Source organism: Natrialba taiwanensis DSM 12281, from assembly GCF_000337595.1.
In the GTDB taxonomy this organism is placed as follows: domain Archaea; phylum Halobacteriota; class Halobacteria; order Halobacteriales; family Natrialbaceae; genus Natrialba; species Natrialba taiwanensis.
The window spans coordinates 119,147-138,350 of record NZ_AOIL01000051.1 but is presented as its reverse complement, the minus strand read 5'-3'; the positions used below and the strand labels follow the sequence as shown (position 1 = coordinate 138,350).

General features: G+C 63.5%; 22 protein-coding genes and 1 pseudogene. 11 read left to right on the top strand and 12 right to left on the bottom strand.

From position 1 onward, the window contains the following. Window positions 1-280 (bottom strand): annotated as a pseudogene (locus C484_RS23125) (hypothetical protein); the annotation flags it as partial. Between the two features lie 359 nt (window positions 281-639). Between C484_RS23125 and C484_RS15535 the strand changes: the two are divergent. Further along, the gene (locus C484_RS15535; RefSeq protein ID WP_006826851.1) at window positions 640-1,350 is read left to right on the top strand and encodes an AAA family ATPase; all 711 of its coding nucleotides are present in this window, start codon (window positions 640-642) and stop codon (window positions 1,348-1,350) included. A 101-nt stretch (window positions 1,351-1,451) separates the two neighbouring features. After that, entirely contained in the window at window positions 1,452-1,865 is a 414-nt protein-coding gene (locus tag C484_RS15530) for an RNA-binding domain-containing protein (RefSeq protein ID WP_006826850.1), read from the top strand. 31 nt (window positions 1,866-1,896) lie between these two features. Here C484_RS15530 and C484_RS15525 read toward each other — a convergent pair whose 3' ends face one another. Continuing rightward, on the bottom strand, window positions 1,897-2,913 hold the full coding sequence (locus tag C484_RS15525; RefSeq protein WP_006826849.1) for a hypothetical protein: 1,017 nt from the start codon (window positions 2,911-2,913) through the stop codon (window positions 1,897-1,899). A 268-nt stretch (window positions 2,914-3,181) separates the two neighbouring features. Then, window positions 3,182-4,567 (bottom strand): signal recognition particle protein Srp54, encoded by a 1,386-nt coding sequence (locus tag C484_RS15520; RefSeq protein WP_006826848.1) that lies wholly within the window; start codon window positions 4,565-4,567, stop codon window positions 3,182-3,184. Window positions 4,568-4,919: 352 nt separating this feature from the next. Between C484_RS15520 and C484_RS15515 the strand changes: the two genes are divergently transcribed. From C484_RS15515 to C484_RS15495, 5 genes are all read left to right on the top strand, one after another. Continuing rightward, a complete protein-coding gene (locus C484_RS15515; RefSeq protein ID WP_006826847.1) occupies window positions 4,920-5,141 on the top strand; it encodes a type II toxin-antitoxin system HicB family antitoxin in 222 nt (73 codons plus the stop codon). Window positions 5,142-5,234: 93 nt separating this feature from the next. Then, complete coding sequence (locus C484_RS15510) at window positions 5,235-5,774, top strand: hypothetical protein (RefSeq protein WP_006826846.1); 540 nt, start codon at window positions 5,235-5,237, stop codon at window positions 5,772-5,774. Window positions 5,775-5,865: 91 nt separating this feature from the next. After that, window positions 5,866-7,329: a dihydrolipoyl dehydrogenase gene (locus C484_RS15505; RefSeq protein WP_006826845.1), complete on the top strand. Its 1,464-nt coding sequence runs from the start codon at window positions 5,866-5,868 to the stop codon at window positions 7,327-7,329. A 288-nt stretch (window positions 7,330-7,617) separates the two neighbouring features. Then, the gene (locus C484_RS15500) at window positions 7,618-7,935 is read left to right on the top strand and encodes a hypothetical protein (RefSeq protein ID WP_006826844.1); all 318 of its coding nucleotides are present in this window, start codon (window positions 7,618-7,620) and stop codon (window positions 7,933-7,935) included. A 278-nt stretch (window positions 7,936-8,213) separates the two neighbouring features. After that, complete coding sequence (locus C484_RS15495) at window positions 8,214-8,396, top strand: hypothetical protein (protein WP_006826843.1); 183 nt, start codon at window positions 8,214-8,216, stop codon at window positions 8,394-8,396. Window positions 8,397-8,440: 44 nt separating this feature from the next. Here C484_RS15495 and C484_RS15490 read toward each other — a convergent pair whose 3' ends face one another. Further along, on the bottom strand, window positions 8,441-9,241 hold the full coding sequence (locus tag C484_RS15490) for a sulfurtransferase (protein ID WP_006826842.1): 801 nt from the start codon (window positions 9,239-9,241) through the stop codon (window positions 8,441-8,443). Between the two features lie 281 nt (window positions 9,242-9,522). On the opposite strand from C484_RS15490, the gene C484_RS15485 reads away from it, so the two are divergent. From C484_RS15485 to C484_RS15475, 3 genes are all read left to right on the top strand, one after another. After that, window positions 9,523-10,389 carry a sulfurtransferase gene (locus C484_RS15485; protein WP_006826841.1) on the top strand — a complete coding sequence of 289 codons (867 nt, stop codon included), beginning with the start codon at window positions 9,523-9,525 and terminating at the stop codon, window positions 10,387-10,389. A gap of 162 nt (window positions 10,390-10,551) precedes the next feature. Further along, entirely contained in the window at window positions 10,552-10,761 is a 210-nt protein-coding gene (locus C484_RS15480; RefSeq protein WP_006826840.1) for a hypothetical protein, read from the top strand. A gap of 49 nt (window positions 10,762-10,810) precedes the next feature. Continuing rightward, a complete protein-coding gene (locus C484_RS15475) occupies window positions 10,811-11,467 on the top strand; it encodes a hypothetical protein (RefSeq protein ID WP_006826839.1) in 657 nt (218 codons plus the stop codon). A 47-nt stretch (window positions 11,468-11,514) separates the two neighbouring features. Here the strand turns inward: C484_RS15475 and thiM are convergent, their stop codons facing one another. The 8 genes from thiM to C484_RS15430 form a co-directional block, all read right to left on the bottom strand. Beyond that, window positions 11,515-12,354, bottom strand: a complete 840-nt coding sequence (thiM, locus tag C484_RS15470) for a hydroxyethylthiazole kinase (protein ID WP_006826838.1) — start codon at window positions 12,352-12,354, stop codon at window positions 11,515-11,517. Further along, on the bottom strand, window positions 12,351-13,019 hold the full coding sequence (thiE, locus tag C484_RS15465; RefSeq protein WP_006826837.1) for a thiamine phosphate synthase: 669 nt from the start codon (window positions 13,017-13,019) through the stop codon (window positions 12,351-12,353). Before thiE ends, thiM begins: the two co-directional genes overlap by 4 nt. Window positions 13,020-13,043: 24 nt before the next feature. Further along, entirely contained in the window at window positions 13,044-13,661 is a 618-nt protein-coding gene (locus C484_RS15460) for a GNAT family N-acetyltransferase (RefSeq protein ID WP_006826836.1), read from the bottom strand. Between the two features lie 75 nt (window positions 13,662-13,736). Continuing rightward, window positions 13,737-14,459, bottom strand: coding sequence for a phosphatase PAP2 family protein (locus C484_RS15455; protein ID WP_006826835.1), 723 nt, complete (start codon window positions 14,457-14,459; stop codon window positions 13,737-13,739). A gap of 94 nt (window positions 14,460-14,553) precedes the next feature. Beyond that, window positions 14,554-15,234, bottom strand: a complete 681-nt coding sequence (locus C484_RS15450; protein WP_152422726.1) for a hypothetical protein — start codon at window positions 15,232-15,234, stop codon at window positions 14,554-14,556. A gap of 158 nt (window positions 15,235-15,392) precedes the next feature. Further along, on the bottom strand, window positions 15,393-16,832 hold the full coding sequence (ftsY, locus tag C484_RS15445; RefSeq protein WP_006826833.1) for a signal recognition particle-docking protein FtsY: 1,440 nt from the start codon (window positions 16,830-16,832) through the stop codon (window positions 15,393-15,395). 137 nt (window positions 16,833-16,969) lie between these two features. Then, window positions 16,970-17,422 carry a prefoldin subunit alpha gene (pfdA, locus tag C484_RS15440; protein WP_006826832.1) on the bottom strand — a complete coding sequence of 151 codons (453 nt, stop codon included), beginning with the start codon at window positions 17,420-17,422 and terminating at the stop codon, window positions 16,970-16,972. 412 nt (window positions 17,423-17,834) lie between these two features. Next, window positions 17,835-18,785: a DUF6159 family protein gene (locus C484_RS15430; protein ID WP_006826830.1), complete on the bottom strand. Its 951-nt coding sequence runs from the start codon at window positions 18,783-18,785 to the stop codon at window positions 17,835-17,837. 106 nt (window positions 18,786-18,891) lie between these two features. On the opposite strand from C484_RS15430, the gene C484_RS15425 reads away from it, so the two are divergent. Continuing rightward, a complete protein-coding gene (locus tag C484_RS15425) occupies window positions 18,892-19,203 on the top strand; it encodes an ASCH domain-containing protein (RefSeq protein ID WP_006826829.1) in 312 nt (103 codons plus the stop codon). The last annotated feature ends 1 nt before the right edge of the window (window position 19,204 follow it).

The following is a 19,204-nucleotide window of genomic DNA, read 5'->3' as shown; positions in this document are numbered from 1 at the left end:
CGTCTCCGCCGCCATTGCCGCCGCCCATACTGTCGTCTCCGCCGCCATTGCCGCCGCCCATACTGTCGTCTCCGCCGCCATTGCCGCCGTCCATACCGTCGTCTCCGCCGCCATTGCCGCCGTCCATACCGTCGTCTCCGCCGCCATCGCCGCCGCCCATACCGTCGTCACCGCCGGTATCGTCTTCCTGTTGGTCGTCGCTACAGCCCGCGACCGCTGTAACTATGCCGGCTCCAAGAGCTGCCGTGAACCGACGCCTGTTGAGGGTTGGTGCTGTCATATCAGCACCTGATCCCGATGATGGTGTGATAAATAATGCGTACCGTCCGTTTGGACGAACAATGCCGATTCAGACGAATTACCGATGGTCCCATCCACGAGAACGACTCGTTTTCCCCGTGCGTGTTGGTTTCACTCACGCAACGAATTTTCCCTCCGTTGTTGCTCCGAGACTGCCTCGACGGCGCAGTTGTGAGTGCTGCCGACCGAGTTCAGGAGGAAGAAACGAGTCCGTAGGGGACAAACTATCGCGGTCCTAACTAGTTTCGGCAGCTACAACTTTGGGGGCGGTGTCGGATACGGGCTATCTTGCGTCGGCGAACACAGCCCTTATGCACGTCTCGCCGGTACGTTTCCTCGATGCACGTCATCGGAACGGTGGGACTTCCCGGCAGTGGCAAGGGCGAGGCAGCCACCGTCGCACGCGAGGATGGGATTCCGGTCGTGACAATGGGCGATGTCGTCCGCCAGGAGACGGCGGACCGCGGTCTCGATCCGACGAAGGACCACGGCACGGTCGCACAGGCGTTGCGCGAGGAGAACGGCCCGGCGGCTATCGCCGAGCGCTCGCTCCCCATGATCGAAGATCGCTTGCAGAACCACGAGACGGTCCTCGTCGATGGCATTCGGTCGGATACCGAAGTCGACACGTTCGAGGAGCGATTCGGCGAGTCGTTTACGCTGATCAGTATCGAAGCGCCGTTCGAGGTTCGTGCCGACCGGATCGATGCCCGCGGCCGTGATGTCCGCGAAGCCGACGGCGGCGAGGGGCTGGCCGCCCGCGACGAACGTGAACGGGGCTTCGGTATGGACGACGCGATGGATCGCGCCGATATCGTCGTCGAAAACACCGACTCGCTCGAGGCGTTCCACGAGCGCATCCGTTCAATTATCCGTACGGGATCGACTGGTGATGACCGTGATAGCGATCGTGATGGCGATCGCGATAGTGACAATAACGAGAGTGGTGGTGACAACCCCGAAGCCGAACCCGAATCTGAATCTGAACCTGAACTCGGGGTCGACACGACAACCGAGACTGAGGCCGAGACAGAAGAACCGCAGCCGTAGCTATCGAACGGACCCGCTACCACCACGACTGACATCGATCCCAACACCGATATCGATACCAATACCGATTCCGCTACTGAGACACTGAAACACTGATACACATGACCGACATCTACCGCGTCGCCGTCGAAATTACGGCACCGATCTACGATACCGAGGTGACGAGTCGGGTCGCTGATGCCGTCGCCAATATCTTCCCGAACGCCGATCTCGAGGACTCGGTCGGCGAAATCCGAGGGGAAACGCACTCGATGGAACACCTCTCCGAACTGCTCCACAGACAGGAGATCCTCGACACCGCTCGCGGCGAGTTCTTCTCGACGCGCGAGGGCGAGACGTTCTCGTTCGCGCTCAAAAAGCAGGCCGCCTTCGAGGACCGGATCACCTTCTCGGTCGGCGAACCGGACGAACTCGGCGAGATCAGCGTCCGCGTCCGCGTCGAGGAACCGACAGTCGAAGAGTACATCGATCACATCGCGCCGCCGACGGAAGACGGACAACCGGTCGAGGGGTGAGACGGCCTCCTGCTGGCCTACTGCTACTGGTCTACTCGTCGCCACAGTCACCCGCCGCCGCAAGTGACTCGTCGGCCTCGTCCTGATGCTCCTGGGCGGTGAGATAGTTTCCGTTGTCAGCAGCCGCTGCCGCCTCGGCGAACGCCGCCGCTGCCGACTGCAAGTGACTACTTTGACAGTGTGCCGTTTCGAACGACGCTGCGAGTTCAGCGGGTGCCTCGTCGCGACTCTCCGCGACCGTTTTCCGTCCCGCCGTGAACGCCGACTCGGCATCGGCGAACGCAGCTTCGGCCTCCTGGTAGGCACCGTCGTCTATGAACTCGCGGCCGGCCTCGAGTGAGGCATAGCCGTCGAGCAGGTCGCCATAGCTGTCCGCGAGAGCGGTTTGGGCGTCGAGAACGGTCCCGAGGGTCGAGAGGCCGTCCGTGAGCCGGTCGAGATCGATGGTCGGCAGGGCCTCGAACCGGGGGTCATCGAGGCCGTCGATACTCGTCCGAGCGGTCTCGTGGGTCGTCCGTGCCTCATCGAGGAGCACGGTTCGGTCCTCGATGGTCGTGGTGGCCTGCTCGAGATCCGTTTCGGTGTCGTCGGTTTCTTCGTCGGCTTCCTCGAAGATAGTGCCGACTTCCTCGATTTCCGCCGATAGCTCGTCGTCGCTGACAGTTGCAGTTACCGAAACTAATGTCTCGAGGCTATCGGCGTACTCCCGACCGAGTTCAACGTCGGATTGCCGATCGGCTTCGAGTTCGTCGGCGGCAGTATCGAGTGCCGAGCGAGCGGTATCGATCGTCTTGTAATGAGGGGTCGGCTCGAATGCGGTCTCCGTCGCTGTCGATTCCTGTGCGCCACGGTCGAGGGTCTCGTCGGTCTGCGTTCCGAGTTCGATCGCAACCTCGTTGAGGCGTCCGATCGCACGATCGAGCGCGCGCTGGCCGGTACGGTCCGCGACGACGACCGTTGTGTCGTCGCTTCGAAACGTGTCCAGACAGCCTGCGAGAGCGGCGAGCCCAACGCCGCCGAGCTGTGCGAGTTGCTGCCGTCGGTTCATCGAATCGAGAATGTGTGTCCCCCTGTATTAACATGCTGGTAGATATGTCATACTAGGTGGATTCAGGAGTACCCGTATCAAGTGCCCTAAACCAGAAATCATCCCGATAACAACACTCACAAATATCGAGTGGTCATATATTTCTCAGTTCCAGTCGAGAGACAGCAGCCGGAGACACAGCCACGACTTGCAGCGCCCTCTGTGATTCTCAACGCCGAACTCGATACGAGAGCCGAGAAAACCGAGAGAAAGCCGCGGGTGACGCCGCTTAGAACGGCCCCAGACCGCCCATGCCGTCGCCACCGCCGCCCTGTTGCATCTGTTTCATCATGCGCTGCATCTCCTGTTCGGAGCCCATGCCCTGGAACTGCTTGATCGTCTTCTCCATCATCTTGTACTGCTGGAGGAGTTCACGAACCTGGTCCTCATTCGTCCCGGAGCCGCGGGCGATGCGTTCGATCTGGCTCGCGCCGATGGCTTTGGGGTACTCCTTTTCGGCCTCGGTCATGGAGTCCATGATGACGCTGAAGGTGTGCATGCGCTCCTGGGTGACGTCCATCGCGTCGTCGGGGAGCTGGTCTTTGATCCCGCCGCCGAAGCCGGGAATCATGTCCATGACCTGGTCGAGCGGCCCCATGTTGTTCATCGCCTCCATCTGTTTTTGCATGTCGTTCAGGGTGAACTGGCCCTGGAGCATGTCCTCGGGATCCCAGTCGTCTTCTTCGATCTCGGTCTGCTCCATTGCGCGCTCGACGCGCTCTGCGAGCTGGCCGAGGTCGCCCATCCCGAGCAGGCGGGAGATGAAGCCGTCGGGTTCGAAGCGTTCGACGTCCTGGACCTCCTCGCCGGTGCCGAGGAAGGCGATCGAGGAATCGGTCTGGTCGACGGCCGTCAGGGCACCGCCACCCTTCGCAGTCCCGTCTAATTTCGTGATAACGACGCCGTCGATGCTGATCGACTCGTCGAACTGCTGGGCCTGTTCCTTGGCTCCCTGACCGATCGCCGCGTCCAGGACGAGCAGCGAGGTGTCGGGCTCGACGACGCCCTCGATCTGCTCGATCTCGTCGATCAGGTCGTCCTCCAGTGCGTGGCGACCCGCCGTGTCCACGATGTGAACGTCGGCCTCGCTGGTTTCTTCGAGTCCCTTGCGGGCGATTTCGACCGGGTCGTCGTTGTCCGGATTACCGTAGAAGTCGACCTCGGCGCGGCCTGCCATCTCCTTTGCCTGGTCGTAGGCACCGGGCCGGAAGGTGTCGGTCTGGATGACTGCCGGACGGAGCCCCTTCGTCGAGAACCACCAGGCCATCTTCGCAGCGGATGTCGTTTTACCAGACCCCTGTAGGCCCGCCAGGAGAATCGTCTGTTCTTCGAGTGGCAGTTCCGTCGAGTCGCCGATGAGGCCGACGAGTTCTTCGTAGACGATGCGGAGGACGAAGTCCCGTGCCGGCGTGCCGGCCGGCGGTTCCTCCTCGAGGGCGCGTTCTTTGATGTTGTCCGACAGCTCCATCACGAGCGACACGTCGACGTCGGCGGAGAGCAAGGAGCGTTGGATCTCCTTGACGATCTCCTCGATGTCCTCCTCGCTGATTCGTGACTTCCCGCGGAGTTTGTCGAGACTGCTCCGCAGAGAACTCCCGAGATCGTCGAGTACCATTTGCTCGGTCTACGGGACGACGGTGTTAAAGGTTTTATCTAGACGACAGCCGTTTCAAAACGGTGTCTGGCCGACGAGCGGCTGGTGGCAACGAACTCGACGGTCGCGCATCGGTGGCGCGCTGAGCTGGACTGCGAGTCGTCCGAGCCGAGAATCCGCTTTCGTTCCTCGGGCGAGAGTTCAACTGCTCGCCGGGTCCGAGGCGTCTCTCAGTACGGTCCTTGCAGCACTGCTCGTGTACGCGCTGGGTAACCGACCCGAACTGTGATCTGTAATGTGAGGGCACACGGACTGAACGTCGGCACGTCGGCACGTCGGTGAGTATTTCACTCGACCCCGACAATACTCGCGTATGAGCTCCGACGCAGATGTCGATCCCTCGGAGTACGACGCGCTCGAGGATGCGGACGTGACGCTGCGAGTCAACGATCACGGCCTTCACATCGCCGACGACGAGGCGACTGGCGTCTCGAGCCAGGGACAGACCCCGGAGGAGGCCCTCGAAAACCTCGCGGCCGCAGTCGCATCGTACGAGGAAGCGACCGCGGACGATCCGGGTGACGACTGGCTCTAACGACCGAACGAGTTCTCCTCGCTGTCGACGCGGTTCGTTCTACGTTCGGACCAGAGCGAATACCACCGGGGCCCATGAGGTATGGCCTGTAGTATGGACGGACCACGACGCGATTCATCGCAACGGGACGAAGCGACGAGCGCACAGACTGGAGTCGACCGACGCCGAGTTCTCCGGGCGGGGACGGGACTTGCGGCGACGACGCTCGGAATCGCGACGCTCGGCGGGCAGGCGGCCGCTCACTTCCCGCCGGATCTCGAGATCGATATCAAACCGGGGAGCGGAAGCGATCCAGCCCCGATCAATCCGCGGAGTCGCGGCGTCGTTCCGGTTGTCGTCTTGCAGACGGACGAGTTCGATCCGACGAGCGAGCCCGTTCGGTATCGGTTCGGGGCACCCGATGTCGTCGGCGACGGCGGCGGTGCGCGGCCGGTGCACGGCGGTCACGAAGTCGATGTGAACGGGGACGGGCGAACGGCGCTCCAATTGCACTTTCCGGTCGACGAAACCGGGTTCGACGGTGACGAATCGAGCGGTCGACTCGAGTGGGAACGCACCGATGACGGGAACCACGGGCTCGCCGGAACGGGAGCGGTGACGATCGTCGGCTGTCAGGGACCTGGTCGGGACTGACGGGGACTGATCGGGACGGAGCCGCGGGCGGACACCAGCCGTTCGGATAGCAGGCTTCAGTTTTACGCGGCCGTCCGTGGTTGCACCGCGTATGGACGCGTACGATCTGGTCGTTCTCGGCGGCGGATCGGGGAGTCAGGTCGCGACCGCAGCAGCCGGTGACGGGCTCTCCGCCGCCGTCGTCGAACCCGGGCCGCTCGGCGGGGCCTGCGTCACTCGCGGTTGTGTGCCCTCGAAGGCGCTCATCCATCGGGCGGACATCGTTGCTGAACTCCGCCGCGCTTCGGAGTTCGGCATCGACGCCGAACTCGAGGCCGTCGACTACGGCGAGTTCACCGCGGCGATTCACGACGCGGTCTACGAGAAGGCGGATCGGCAGGCGGAATCGATCGAGGCGGCCGAGAACGTCGACCGCTACCGCGGTACGGGGCGGTTCGTGGACGAGCGGACGATCGAGATCGATGTCAGCGACGGCGATGACGCTGATTCGGGCGACACGGACGGCGATCGGATCCGCGGCGACACCGTCGTGATCGCCGTCGGCAGTCGACCCGTCGTGCCGCCGATCGACGGGCTCGACGATGTCGAGTTCCTGACGAGCGAGGACGCGCTCTTTCTCGATGACCAGCCCGACTCGCTCGTCATCGTCGGCGGCGGCTACATCGGCACGGAACTGGGCTACTTCTTCGGTGCGCTCGGGACCGAGGTTACGATCGTCGGGCGAAGCGACCGGTTGGTTCCGCGGGAGGACGACGCCGTCAGCGACGTTGTGACCGATTCACTCGGCGAGTACTGTGACGTTCGGACAGGGTACGAAGCGACGGCCGTCGAGGAGGCCGACGGCGGTATCGCCGTGACGGCCGAGCCGAGCGGTGACGAGGGTGACGGAGGCACCACGATCGACCGCGAAGCCGATGACCTCTTGCTTGCGACTGGCCGGCGGCCAAACACCGATACCCTCAACCTGGAAGCGACGGGCGTCGAAACGGACGAGTTGGGCCACGTCGAAACGGACGAGTTCCTCGAAACGAGCGTCGACGGGATCTGGGCGCTCGGCGATGTGCTCGGCGAGCAGCCCTACAAGCACGCGGCGGACTACGAGACTCGCGTCGTCACCGCGAACGTCCTCGATAACGCCGGCGAGGAAGTCGATTACGGCGCGATGCCCCACGCGATTTTCACGTCCCCGCAGGTGGCCAGCGTGGGGCGGACCGAAGGTGAACTCGAGGATGCGGGCCGCGAGTTCAACGCGGCGACGGTGCCGGTGGACGCCGCGCCGCTGGGGATGATCCTCCACGCCGACGACGGGTTTGTCAAGGTGCTTGCAGCCCCGGACGGCGAGATTCTGGGCTGTCACATCGTGGGGCCCCACGCCTCGACGCTGATTCAGGAGGTCGTCACCGCGATGGACCGCGGGGAGGGGACCGTCGACGACGTTGCGGAACCGGTTCACGTGCACCCGGCGCTGTCGGAGGCGGTCTACACGGCGTTCGATGAACTTTCCTCGCGGCGGTATTCGACGGCACCGGATTGGCGAGATACCGACGGCGCTTGACGGCAGTGGATCGCGGTCGCGTTCTGGCTGCTGCTCCTTCCCGGCGTTCAGCGGTAGATATAAGTCACTACCAATCAACAATTAGGACGGAAGCCATTAAACGGGCATTGAAAGGCCCCGGATGCTGAAGACATCCGAGACGTGGCTTCCAAACCTACGAGGGTTTGCAGCCATGTTTGCGTACATTCTCACGGGATATAAACATCCCGCACGACTGACGCATCGCGTTCAACGACCAGCAGCAGGCATCTCCTGCCGAATTACGAGAGCAACGAGGTGTCGGTTGGGATGAGCGACGACGCCGACGACACCACCGATGGTGGCGACGATGCGGACGACACCGGCCAGTCCGAACGACTTGATCAGTGCAATCTGCCGCGCTGTCCCCGCTGTGGGTCGCCGATCGCACAGCGAACCATGATCGGCCCCGGCGAAGCCATCGCCGGCCCCTGCGGCTGTCGCGTCGCTCCGCCGGACCCTTCCCCTGATTCCGACCCTGGTACCGATGCCGGTACCGATGCCGACACCGCCCCCAGCACCGACACCGACACCAACCGATCCAGTCCCAATACCGCTCCCAACACCGACCGATCCAAACCGAACTAACCCCCGCGAGACGAGTTCAGTAGCGCGGTTCCACCGCGGGTGAACTCGCGTCGCGGCGGCCAGCCGAGTTGCCGTCGGGTGTTCGAGACGATCGGACCACCATCACATCCATCGAACCACCACGCTCGCACCCGGCGGTGAACTCGGCCCGAAATTGCGACGCGAGTTCGCGTTCGAAGTCCGCGCTAGCGACTCAGAACTCGCACCGATCCGTTCAGCCGAGTTCTGAACCCGATTCAAAACAAAACCATATTGTCATCTCCCGATGGACTCTCGTTATGGAACTCGTCGGTCGATCGTTGCGAGACCGGATCGTGCAGGCTCTCGTCGTGTTTCTCACGCTCCTGGTCTTTCAGTACGTCCAGAACTCGATCGAGTGGGGGTATCTCGTGTACGTTGCTGCGTTCGTATTCGTGTTCGTACTCCTCCTTGACGTGGTCTGGGCCCGAATCGGAACGTAGTGGCGACCCGGTGGTGCGCTCAACCGTTACACTCGGCTGGCTCGTTACTGTTCGACCGGTCCGCTTTCGACCTCGCCGTCCATCGCCAGCCACTCCGCGAGGCTGCCCTCGTAGACCGACACGTCCTCGTAGCCGAGCGCCCGGAGGACGACGTAGGTGTGGCTGATCCGTCGCGCCGTGTTACAGTAGAGAACGATCTCGCGGTCGCGCGTAATGTCGTACTCCTCGAGAAGCGCCTCGAGTTCGTCCGCCGGCAGGAGGCTCCGCGTCTCGTCGTCGACGGCCTCGCGCCAGTCGAACCGGACGGCACCGGGGAGACGGGCGTCCTCGAACTCGTCTTGTTCGCGGGTGTCGACCAGCAGCGCGTCGCGCTCGATGGCGTCTTCGACAGCCGACAGGTTGACCAGCGGGCTTTCGTCCGGGTCGAGTGGCGCGGGGTCGTAGGCCGTCGGCTCGACGCTGGGTTCGTTCGATGTCGTCTCGTATTCTAGATTCCAGGCGCTGAAATCGCCGTCGAGCAGTCGTACGTCGTCGTGGCCGTACTCGAGCGCAGTGAGATACAAGCGGGCGGCGAAGACGCCGTGGGTGTCGTCGTAGGCGACGATAGTATCCTCGGGGCTGATTCCGGCCGTCGAGAGTAAGTCGGCGAACGGGTCGACCCCGGGGAGGGTTCCTCGGTCGATATCGGTGTCGTCCCGATAGCTGTCGAACGGGATGTTGACGGCCCCGGGAATGTGACCGATCCCGTCGTACTCCCACGCGTCCCTCACGTCGACGAGACGTACCTCCGGGTCCTCACGAGCGTCTGCGAGCCAGTCGAGATCGACGACGACGGATTCGTCCATTGCGTGCTCGAACTCGGTCCAGCACGGAGAGGACACCGATCCCGGCACGTCTCCCCTTGATACCGGAATAGCGGCAACATAATCCTCGATTGTGGCGGACTGAACTCGGTGTGGGTCCGGAAACCGGCGGCGTTCGCCGGATTTTACCTCCTTGCGGTGGTACCGGCGTCGATCGGCAATCCCGACGCGCATCTACCGGCAATACCATCCGGAACAGTTGATCGGCGACCGAATTGTCCGGTTCATGAGCCACTATGACCCTGGGGTGTCTGGGCCCAGGTATGGCAACGAACGAGTACGCCAACGACGTGCTGGTCACGGCCGACTGGGTCGAGGACCGCCTCGACGAGTTCAAGAGCGACGACCCCGGACACCGGCTGGTCGAGGTCGACGTGGACACGGAGGCCTACGACGAGGAACACGCGCCCGGCGCGGTCGGGTTCAACTGGGAGACGCAACTGCAGGACCAGACTCGCCGCGACATCCTTGAGAAGGAGGATCTCGAGGAGTTGTTCGGGTCCCACGGGATCAGCGACGACTCGACGATCGTCCTCTACGGCGACAACTCGAACTGGTTCGCCGCCTACACCTACTGGCAACTGAAGTACTACGGCCACGACGAAGTCTACCTGCTCGACGGCGGCCGCGAGTACTGGCTCGAGAACGACTACCCGACGACCGAGGAGGATCCGGACTTTTCGGCCGCCGAGTACGACGCCGACGGCCCGCGCGAGAACATCCGCGCCTACCGCGACGACGTCGAGAAGGCGATCGAGCGCGGTGTTCCGCTGGTCGACGTCCGCTCGCCGGAAGAGTTCAGCGGCGAGGTGCTCGCCCCGCCGGGACTGCAGGAGACGGCCCAGCGCGGCGGCCACATCCCGGGTGCGCAGAACATCTCCTGGGCGGCCGTTACGGACGACGAGGGCAAGTTCAAGAGCCGCGACGAACTCGAAGAACTCTACGCCGAGAAGGGCATTACGGGCGGCGAGACGACCGTCGCTTACTGCCGCATCGGCGAGCGCTCGTCGGTCGCCTGGTTCGCCCTGCACGAACTGCTCGGCTACGAGGACGCCGTCAACTACGACGGCTCCTGGACCGAGTGGGGCAACCTGGTCAACGCGCCCGTCGAAACCGGCGACGCGAACTAACGGGACCACGAGACCGCTCACGCTCGCGCGGTGACCGGCACCGCTCGCTGTGGTTGTCTCGACCGTCGGCTCCGCCGATTCGTACCGATTCTTTTTCGAGCCGCGTGCGATCGAAACTGCTATCTCCCCGACAGGAGATGCTGCGACCGTGACTCCACTCCGATGACCGACGACACCGACTGGCTCAGGAGCCGTAAAACGACGAACCAGTTGCTCGCCTTCGGCATCGTCGTTCTCGCCGCCGGATTCGTCAGCGTCGGTGAGCTCGGCCCCGCGTCGATCCGGTTCGTCGCGGAGACGCTTCTCGTCGTGATACTCGTCTGTTCGATCGCGCTCTTTCTCGCGCTCCTGGCTCGAACCGATGACTCGTAGCGTCGACGGCTGACGATAGGTCTAACTATCGGGTTCCCAAAGCACCGGTATGGCTGACGATAGCGACACTGTCGCCGACTTCGACGCCTTCCTCGATACCGTCCGCGAAACCGCCCAGACCGAACTCTCGCGACTCGGCTCCTCGAAATCGCTCTACGCCGAGACGGGTGGGGACATCGACACCGAACCCGTGCTCGAGGCGACCGCCGACGCCGAGTACGCCGCCTGGCAGACCTTCAGCGCCTGGGCCGACGACGAATCCCACGACGACGCACGCGCTGCCTTCGAGGCGACCGCCGCGGAGGAGGAGGGCCACTTCGAGACCGTCCGCGACGAACTCGGCGATAACGAGTACGAACCGGACACGATCCCGGCCCTCCACGACCACCTGCGCGGAATCGACGCGACGGTCGAACGCGTCGGTGCACTCGCCGGTCGCATCCTCGCGAGCAAGCGCTCGAAAGAACAGGTCGTGGGTTACTTCGTCGGCGACGCCGACCCCCAGACCGCCGCCGTCTTCCGCGAGTTCGGCGACGACCTGGACGCCCAACTCGAACGCACCGGCGAGGTATTCGCGGCCGTCTGTCAGTCCGAGGCGGATCAGGAGCGTGCGATGGACGCCGCAACGGGCGCTATTGAGGCCGCCTATGCCGAGTACGTCGAGAATATGGAAGCGATGGGCGCGAACCCGAAGCCGGTCTGCTAAGCGTTCTTCATCTTCACCGCCGCATCCGCCATACCCGCACACCCGCCTCACGCGACCCGTTCGACGCGGCCGCTGAACTCGAGGTCGAGTTCGGAGACGACATCGGCTGTCAGCCCGGCGACTGCATCGTGGAAGTTCGTCCGGTAGCTCGCCGGTCCCTCGTAGTGGAGTTCGGCGGCGCGTTCGCCGGCGATGCCGAAGGCGAGCGTGCCGTGGAGTGCGGCGGCGTGTTTGTCCTCGAGTGCACCGTTGAACGCCGCAAGCGTCGCGCCGAGCATGCAGCCGGTGCCAACGACTTCGCCGAGCATTTCGTGGCCCGCGGTGAGTCGATAGGTGCTGTCGGCGTCGGCGACGATATCTTCGACGCCGGAGGCGACGACGATCGACCCGGTCGAGTCTGCGAGCGATCGTGCCGTCTCCTCGATTTTCTCGTAGTCGCCGACCGATTCGACGCCTTTCACGTCCGCCTCGACCCCGGCGAGCGCGCTGATCTCGCCGTAATTGCCCTTGATCACGGTGAACGTCACGTCCGTGAGCAGCGTCTGTGCAACGTCCTTGCGCGTCGGAGTCGACCCGACGCCGACGGGATCGAGGACGATCGGGATTCCGCGCTCGGTTGCCGTCTGTGCGGCCTCGCGCATGGCTTCGACTTTCGTCGCCGGAACCTGGCCGGTGTTGAGCAAGAGCGCGTCCGCGCCTTGGGCCATCTCGCCGGCATCGCCGGGCGAGTCTGCCATTACCGGCAGCCCGTCCCAGTGCAGGATAAGGTTCGCCACGTCGTTCATCGTCACCTCGTTCGTCAATGCCTGGACAAGCGGCGCTGACTCGTCGATCGCCCGGAAGGAATTCGCGAGTTCAGCGCTGGGTACGTCGATCGAGTCAGTCATGGCTGTCCCTCCGTGCTCGAGGGGCTTTGCGTTGGTGCTTCGAGAGCCGCCGAGAGCGCTTCAGTCGCAGTCCGTGGATCGTCGGCGGCGGTGATTTCGGAGATGACGGCGACGCCGATAGCGCCAGCGTCGGCGATGGGACCGGCGTTGTCGGCGGTGATGCCGCCGATGCCGACGACCGGGATCGAGACGGCGTCGGTGATCTCGGCGACGCGCTCGGGGCCGATGCCGTCTTTGTGTTCGGCGACGCTCTTCGATGTCGTTCCGTAGATCGAGCCGACGCCAAGGTAGTCCGCACCGTCGGCTTCGGCCTGCCGTGCCTCGGCGACCGTCGAAGTCGAGCAGCCGACGATCGCGTCGGGACCGAGCAGGTCGCGCGCGACGGCGACCGGGAGATCGGACTGTCCGACGTGGACGCCGTCGGCGTCGATCGCCTGCGCGAGGTCCACCCGGTCGTTGACGATGAGCGCGACGTCCGCCTCGGCCGTGAACTCGCGGAGTTCGCGCCCGAGTTCGTATCGGGTTCGCGCGTCGGTGTCTTTCTCCCGAAGCTGAATCGCGTCGACGCCACCGGCAATGGCCTCGCGGGCGATCTCCGCCGTCGACCGGCCCGCCGAAAGCGAGGCTTGTGTCACGAGGTAGGTGCGCCAGTTCGAGGGTGCCATAGCGACCGTGTCAGTCGGGGGTCACTAAGAGACTTCGGTTGGCCCCGCTGTGTCGGATACCCCGTCTGCTTCGGCTGCGAGTATCGAGTCCACATCGACCGCTTCGCTGAACGCTTGAAACGGCGTGGGTCGGTCCGGGTCGTCCTCCTTCTCGGCGAGCGGGCGTCGCCACCAGCAGACGTCGTGCCAGGCGTTTTGCGTGTACCCCATTGCGGGGAAGTCGACGAGCCGTTCGAAGTCCAGTCGCTCGTGGAACCGGACCGTGTCCGGATTCGGCAGCGTCGTCACTGCGTAGGCATCGTAGTAGCCCTGCCGCTCGAGAACCGCGAACAACGCCTCGTACAGCGAGCGACCGACGCCCGACCGGCGGGCGTCCTCGGCCACGTAGACCGAGAGTTCGACAAGCCACTCGTAGGCCTGGCGCTTGCGCAGCGGCCCTGCGTACGCGTAGCCGACGATGCCCGCCTCGGTTTCGGCGACGAGCCACGGATACTGTTCGAGCGTCGACTCGATGCGGTCGGCCATTTCGGACTCGGTCGGCGGCGTCTCTTCGAACGTGACCGCCGAGGACGTACAGAACGGGGCGTAGATTTCCCGGACGGCGGCCGCGTCAGAGCGGGTTGCGACGCGGATGGATTCCATACCCTCCGTTCTAGATCGGGCGTGATAAACGCGCCGTCACTGTCATCGTCATCGTCGTCGCCGTCACCGTCACCGTCACCGGCTCCCCGGAACCGCCGTCAGCCGCTCCCGGCCGACGATCCGCCAGCCGAGGACCGCGCCGAGCGATCCGAGGAGAACGAGAATCGAATCGAGGGTGGCGCTGCTCGCGACCACCGCGGCGACGCTCAGGGCGGCCGCGATCACGAAGACGACAGTCTGTTCGTCGTCCGGATACCGCGTCAGCAGGCCCGTGACTGCGAGTAGAAACGCCAGCCCGATCCCGATTCCGGCGACCACATCCACGGCGAAGTGCACCCCGAGGGCGACCCGGGAGAGACAGACCACCGTGACGAGCGTTCCCGCCGCGAGCACTCGCCGTCGCAGCGTCCAGAGCGACAGCCGCGCCGCCAAGCTCCCGTAGACGACCGTCGTCACCAGCGCGTGCCCGCTCGGAAAGCCGTAGCCGCTTCCCGTCCCGGTGAGTTCGTACAACGGGCGGACCGTCGGCGAAAGCGTCTCGAGTTCAACGAGTGCGTGTGCCGGCCGCGGCAGCGCGAAGGTGTACTTGAGCGTCGTAATCAGAGCGAATCCGGCCAGGCCGAGGCCGGCGACGACGAGGAGGTCCCCGCGCTCGCGTGGGCGACGCCAGTAGAGCACACCGAGGAGGACCGCGAGAAACCAGATATCTCCGAGTTGCGTCACGAGCGCGACGACGATGGCGGCCCACTCGGGAATGGTTTCCTGAATCGGGTCGAACACGCCGATACCACGGGACATATCGAGGGCTATGGAGGGTGTGCGCATAAGCTACTGGTGTTTTGCCACCGGTGGCCGATGGGGCAGTGGCTATTGGTTTTGGTCTTGTTCTCGTTCATCGGAGGCAGGCGACGAGTTCGCTGTGGGCTCGCTCTCGGGGGTCGGGATCGAACGTCGGGTCGTTGGCGATACCGCCGTAGACGGCTCGCAGGACGACCTCGCCAACGTAATAAACCGCTCGTACACCCCACTTCGTGTTGTTACCGTCGGTTGTTTCAGTTGTCAGGTTGTAGACGAGCGAGACGAGGGTGCCGTTCGAGCCCGTTGCCGACTCTTCCCTCTCTGCTGTATTCGCTTCGGTCACATTGCCGTTCGTCTCTCCGTCCGCCCCGATCGGTGACGACTGCCGATCAGTGACTGAGAGATCGAACGCGCGCGTCGCTTCCCCGTATTCGACGAGCAGTGCGTTCTGTCGATACGCCTGCTCGAACTCGATCGCGTACTGGGTGGCTGCCCCGGTCGTCGTTTCGGCATCCGGGAGCGTCGACGGATACTCGAGCGGTTCGAGCGACTGCTCCGCCGAGCCATCCTCAAATGTCGACGTGGACGACGTGGCCTCGGGACGGGGCTCCGGACGGGAGAGATCGGTGCAGTCGTACGATTCGGGAGTAACCGTCGTCGACGTCTCTGCTGGCGTTTCGGGGTCGTCAAACCACGCTTCCGAACAGCCAGCTGTAAATGGGACCACCGCCGCAACCGTCGCAAGAAGGGACCGCCGAGATCGAGGAGGGCGCATACTCTTCTGTCAGACACAACACCAATATACATTTCGTCTTCGATCGCTGTTTCCTGCGGTAATCAAGCACACCGTCGATTCCGAGTGCAGCCGCGGTCGCCGTCCGTCGCCGCTCTGCGACGCATCTCCAGCCCAGCAGCGAGAGAGCCCGCTACCCGCTACGCGTCTTCCTCGAGCAATCGATCGACCATCTCGTCCGGATCGAACCGCTCGATGTCGTCGTATCCCTGCCCGATACCGAGGAACAGAATCGGCTTGCCGGTCACGTGTGCGATCGAAATCGCCGCCCCGCCGTTCGAGTCCGCATCCGCTTTCGTCAAAATCGTACCATCGACTTCGGCCGCGTCGTTGAACTCGCGAGCGCGGTTGACCGCGTCCTGCCCGGCGACGGCTTCGTCGACGAACAGCGTCATGTCGGGATCGACGACGCGGTCGATTTTCTCCAGTTGGTCCATCAGCCCTTCGTTCGTGTGCAGTCGCCCTGCCGTATCGCCGAGGACGACATCGATATCGTTGGCTTCGGCGTACTCGACGGCGTCGTACAACACCGCGGCTGGGTCCCCGCCCTGTTCGTGGGCGATGAGCTTCGTGTCGAGCTCGTCGGCGTGTTCCTGAATCTGCTCGTTGGCACCCGCGCGGTAGGTGTCCCCGTTTGCCATCACCGTCGAGTACCCTCGCTCCTCGAAGTAACGGCTAAGTTTTGCGATCGAGGTCGTCTTCCCGACGCCGTTAACGCCGGTGAAGACGATCGTGACCGGCTTGTCCTCGACCGCGATGTGCTCGTCGAAGTCGAACTGACCGACGCTGATCACGTCGTGGATCGCCTCCCGAAGCGCGTTTTCGACGACGTCTCCGGTCGAGGTCGTAAACGTACGCGTCTCCCCCACGAGTTCATCGCGGATGGTGTCGAGGATCTCCTCGGCGACGCCCATCTCGACGTCGCTCGAAAGCAGCGCCATCTCGAGTTCGTAAAGCGGGTCCTCCAGGTCCTCCTCTTCGATGACGAACTTGCCCTTGACGAAGGATTTGGCTTTGCGACCGAAGCCGGTACTGGTGGTGTCGTCAGCTTTTGTCTCGTCTTCGTCCTCTCCCTCGTCTTCGCCCTCAGTCTCGTCGACTGCCGACGCAGTGTCTCCGCCGAGTTCAGCGTCGGCTTCAGTGGCAGCTGCCGGTGTCGCCGTCTCGGTGTCGTGTCGCGGTGCCGACTCGGAACCCGGCGAAGAGTCTGGTGTCGCGTCGGTTGCCGGCGCTGGCTCCGACCGAGAGTCGGCCACGGTCTCCTCACCACCGTCGCTGGGGTCCGACGCTGAACTCGAAGCGGCGGTCGCAGCGTCGTCTGGCGTGGCGGGCTCGTCCGTTGCGTGAGCGGCAGCGTCCTGGGTGGGGGGAGCCTCCGCGACAGTGCTTTCGGGAGTGTCGGGGTCGATTTCGTCTCCTTCTTTCCCTTCCCCTTCCCCTTCCCGCTCTCCCTCGGCTTCGATTTCGGCTTCGGCTTCGGCTTCAGCTGCTGTCTCGTCGACTTCCTCCACGTTCTCTTCGGCTGCTTCCTCGGCATCCTTGCGGAAGCTTCCGAGTTTCTCCTTCAGGTTATCGAACATTGGTAACGGTAACGGTGACTGGAACTGTTGGTGGCTGTGATCGGTCGGTGGTGACTTGGACCCGGTAACTGCGTACTGCGGTAACAGGGAACGGAATCGATCGGTCGTCGAACTGCGGACTGACTACTGCGTATCGACTATTCGTCGGGCTCCTGGCCCTGCCCGCCAAGTTGCTGCATCTGCTGTTGCATCGCCTGCTGTTGGAGTTGCTGGGCCTGCGATTCGAGTTCGTCGCTCTCGCTTTGGAGATCGTCGATCTCGTCGTTGAGGTCGTCGATCTGGTCGTCGAGGGTCTCTTTCTTGCGTTCGAGGACCTCGACCGCGTCGTCTTGCTCGAACTCTGCGGCGTAATCGGATCCGAGTTCGACGATCGCTTCGTCGATATCGTCGATGGTCGCACGCAGATAGGCACCGCCGCCGAGCGGGACCTGTACCGTCGAGTCGCTCTCGAGGGTGTCGAGCGCGTCGATGGCCTCGTCGACTTCGGTCTGCTCTTGCTGGATTTCTTCGACGTTCGCTTCGAGTGTGTCGATCTGTTCTTCGATCTCTTGCAGTTCCTGGGAGAGCTGCTGAAGTTGCTGTTGGCTCATTCTGCATCAACCTCCGTTGTCGTAGTCGTCATCTTCGATTTCCGTGCGCGTGAGTCCACGCTGGCTGCCGAAACGAGTCTCGGAGTGCTCGCGGGCAACAGCCTCGTTTCCGGCCGTAGCCGAGTTCCACCCGCCGCGTAGCCGTCGCGAACGGTGAACCGGCCGGTGACCGCAAACTGACTCATGGCTATCACTCCGGCAGGCAGTCGGAAGAATCTTCCCTTCCGTAGCCATTTCTCCGTCGCCACTGGCGTCTCGATCGTCTCAACGGGACCGATCGTCTCCGGAGGAGACAGACTGTGTGAGTCGGGTTCCGAGGGGGTTCCTCTGTAACACAACTGAACCGTTTGCACACTGATTGCACGGCGGCCGTGCGACCAGGTATGCACTGACTTTCAGCGGCTACTATCGTCTATATCTGGCCGGGCTTCTGATTCGGTGGCTGGTTCAGCGCACTAGTCGGTCCGGAAGACCGCGTCAGAGTATCGGGATCGATGCCGTCGAACTCCGGCGGCAGCGTCCCCTCGCGTGCGTACTGGTACAGCGCCGTCTTTGCGACTCCGGTTGCGGCCTGGTAGATGACCATGAGCGCACCGAGTACCAACAGCGTCGGTACGAGCGTGAACGCGAGAACCGACCAGGGGTCGTCGAGAACGAACACTGGCAAGCCGATTCCAGCGAGTCCGGTGAGGATCATCGGCGGCAGCAGTACGAGTCCGACGCCGAGGTTGATACCACCGACCTGCCCCCACGTCTCGCGGAACAGACCGACGCTTTCGCGCATCGACTCGCGAACGCTCCCGTCCTGAAAGACGATCACGGGAACGATGAAAAACGTCATCGCGAACCACGCAAAGCCGGCAACCGATCTGATGATCTGGGCCGGGAGTCCGTCCTGACTCTCGAGCGCCCGAAAGAGCAGACCGACTGCCGCGCCGACGACGCCCCACGCGAGAATCGTCCGGCGCGATTCCCAGGCACCCGCGAGGCCGGCACGGATCCCCGTCGGTTCGTCCGTAAAGAGGGTGCCGACGGCGTGGACGAGCGCCGCGCTGAAAAACGTCGCAATCGACGTTGCGACGAACATGAATCCGACCGCGGCGGCGACCAGCGTGGCGGTCACAGCCGTATCGGCGGTTGCGGGAGAGACGTTCGTGACCTGCTCTAGGAGCGCCATCCCGTAGCCGACGCCGAAGAGCGCCGCAACAATCCCGCCGACAAGGCCAATCAACCCGACGAGCCAGGACGCTCCGTACAATACTGGAAACGCGAGTAACCACTTCTCGCGCCGCAAGACCCCGAAGGATGCCTTCGCGATTTCGAACCCGGTTCGAAACCGGGCGAATACCGATTGGAGGACCATACGAAACGTATCGTCGGAAGACAGTATAAATGTTGATTATGTGAACAGCTCGAGACATCCATTACGGTGCCCAACCGATTTTGTCCGGGGCCGCGTACGCACGGGTATGAGCGAACTCGATCCGAGCGAGTTACTCCCCAGCGACCGGCTGCAAACGCAGGTTCTCGAAGGCGATGTCACCCAGATCCACCGCGGCCACCAGTACGCGTCGACGGGCGATACGTTTATCATCGGCGAGACGACGTTCGTAGTGACCGACGTGACCGAGCGTACGCTCGGCGAGCTGACCGACGAGGACGCACGAGCGGAGGGGATGGCCGATCTCGAAGCGTATCGGCAACTGCTCTCCCGCACTCATGATGACTTCGAGTGGGACGACGCCAGCGGAGTCGTCCGCCATCGATTCGAACGACAGTAGC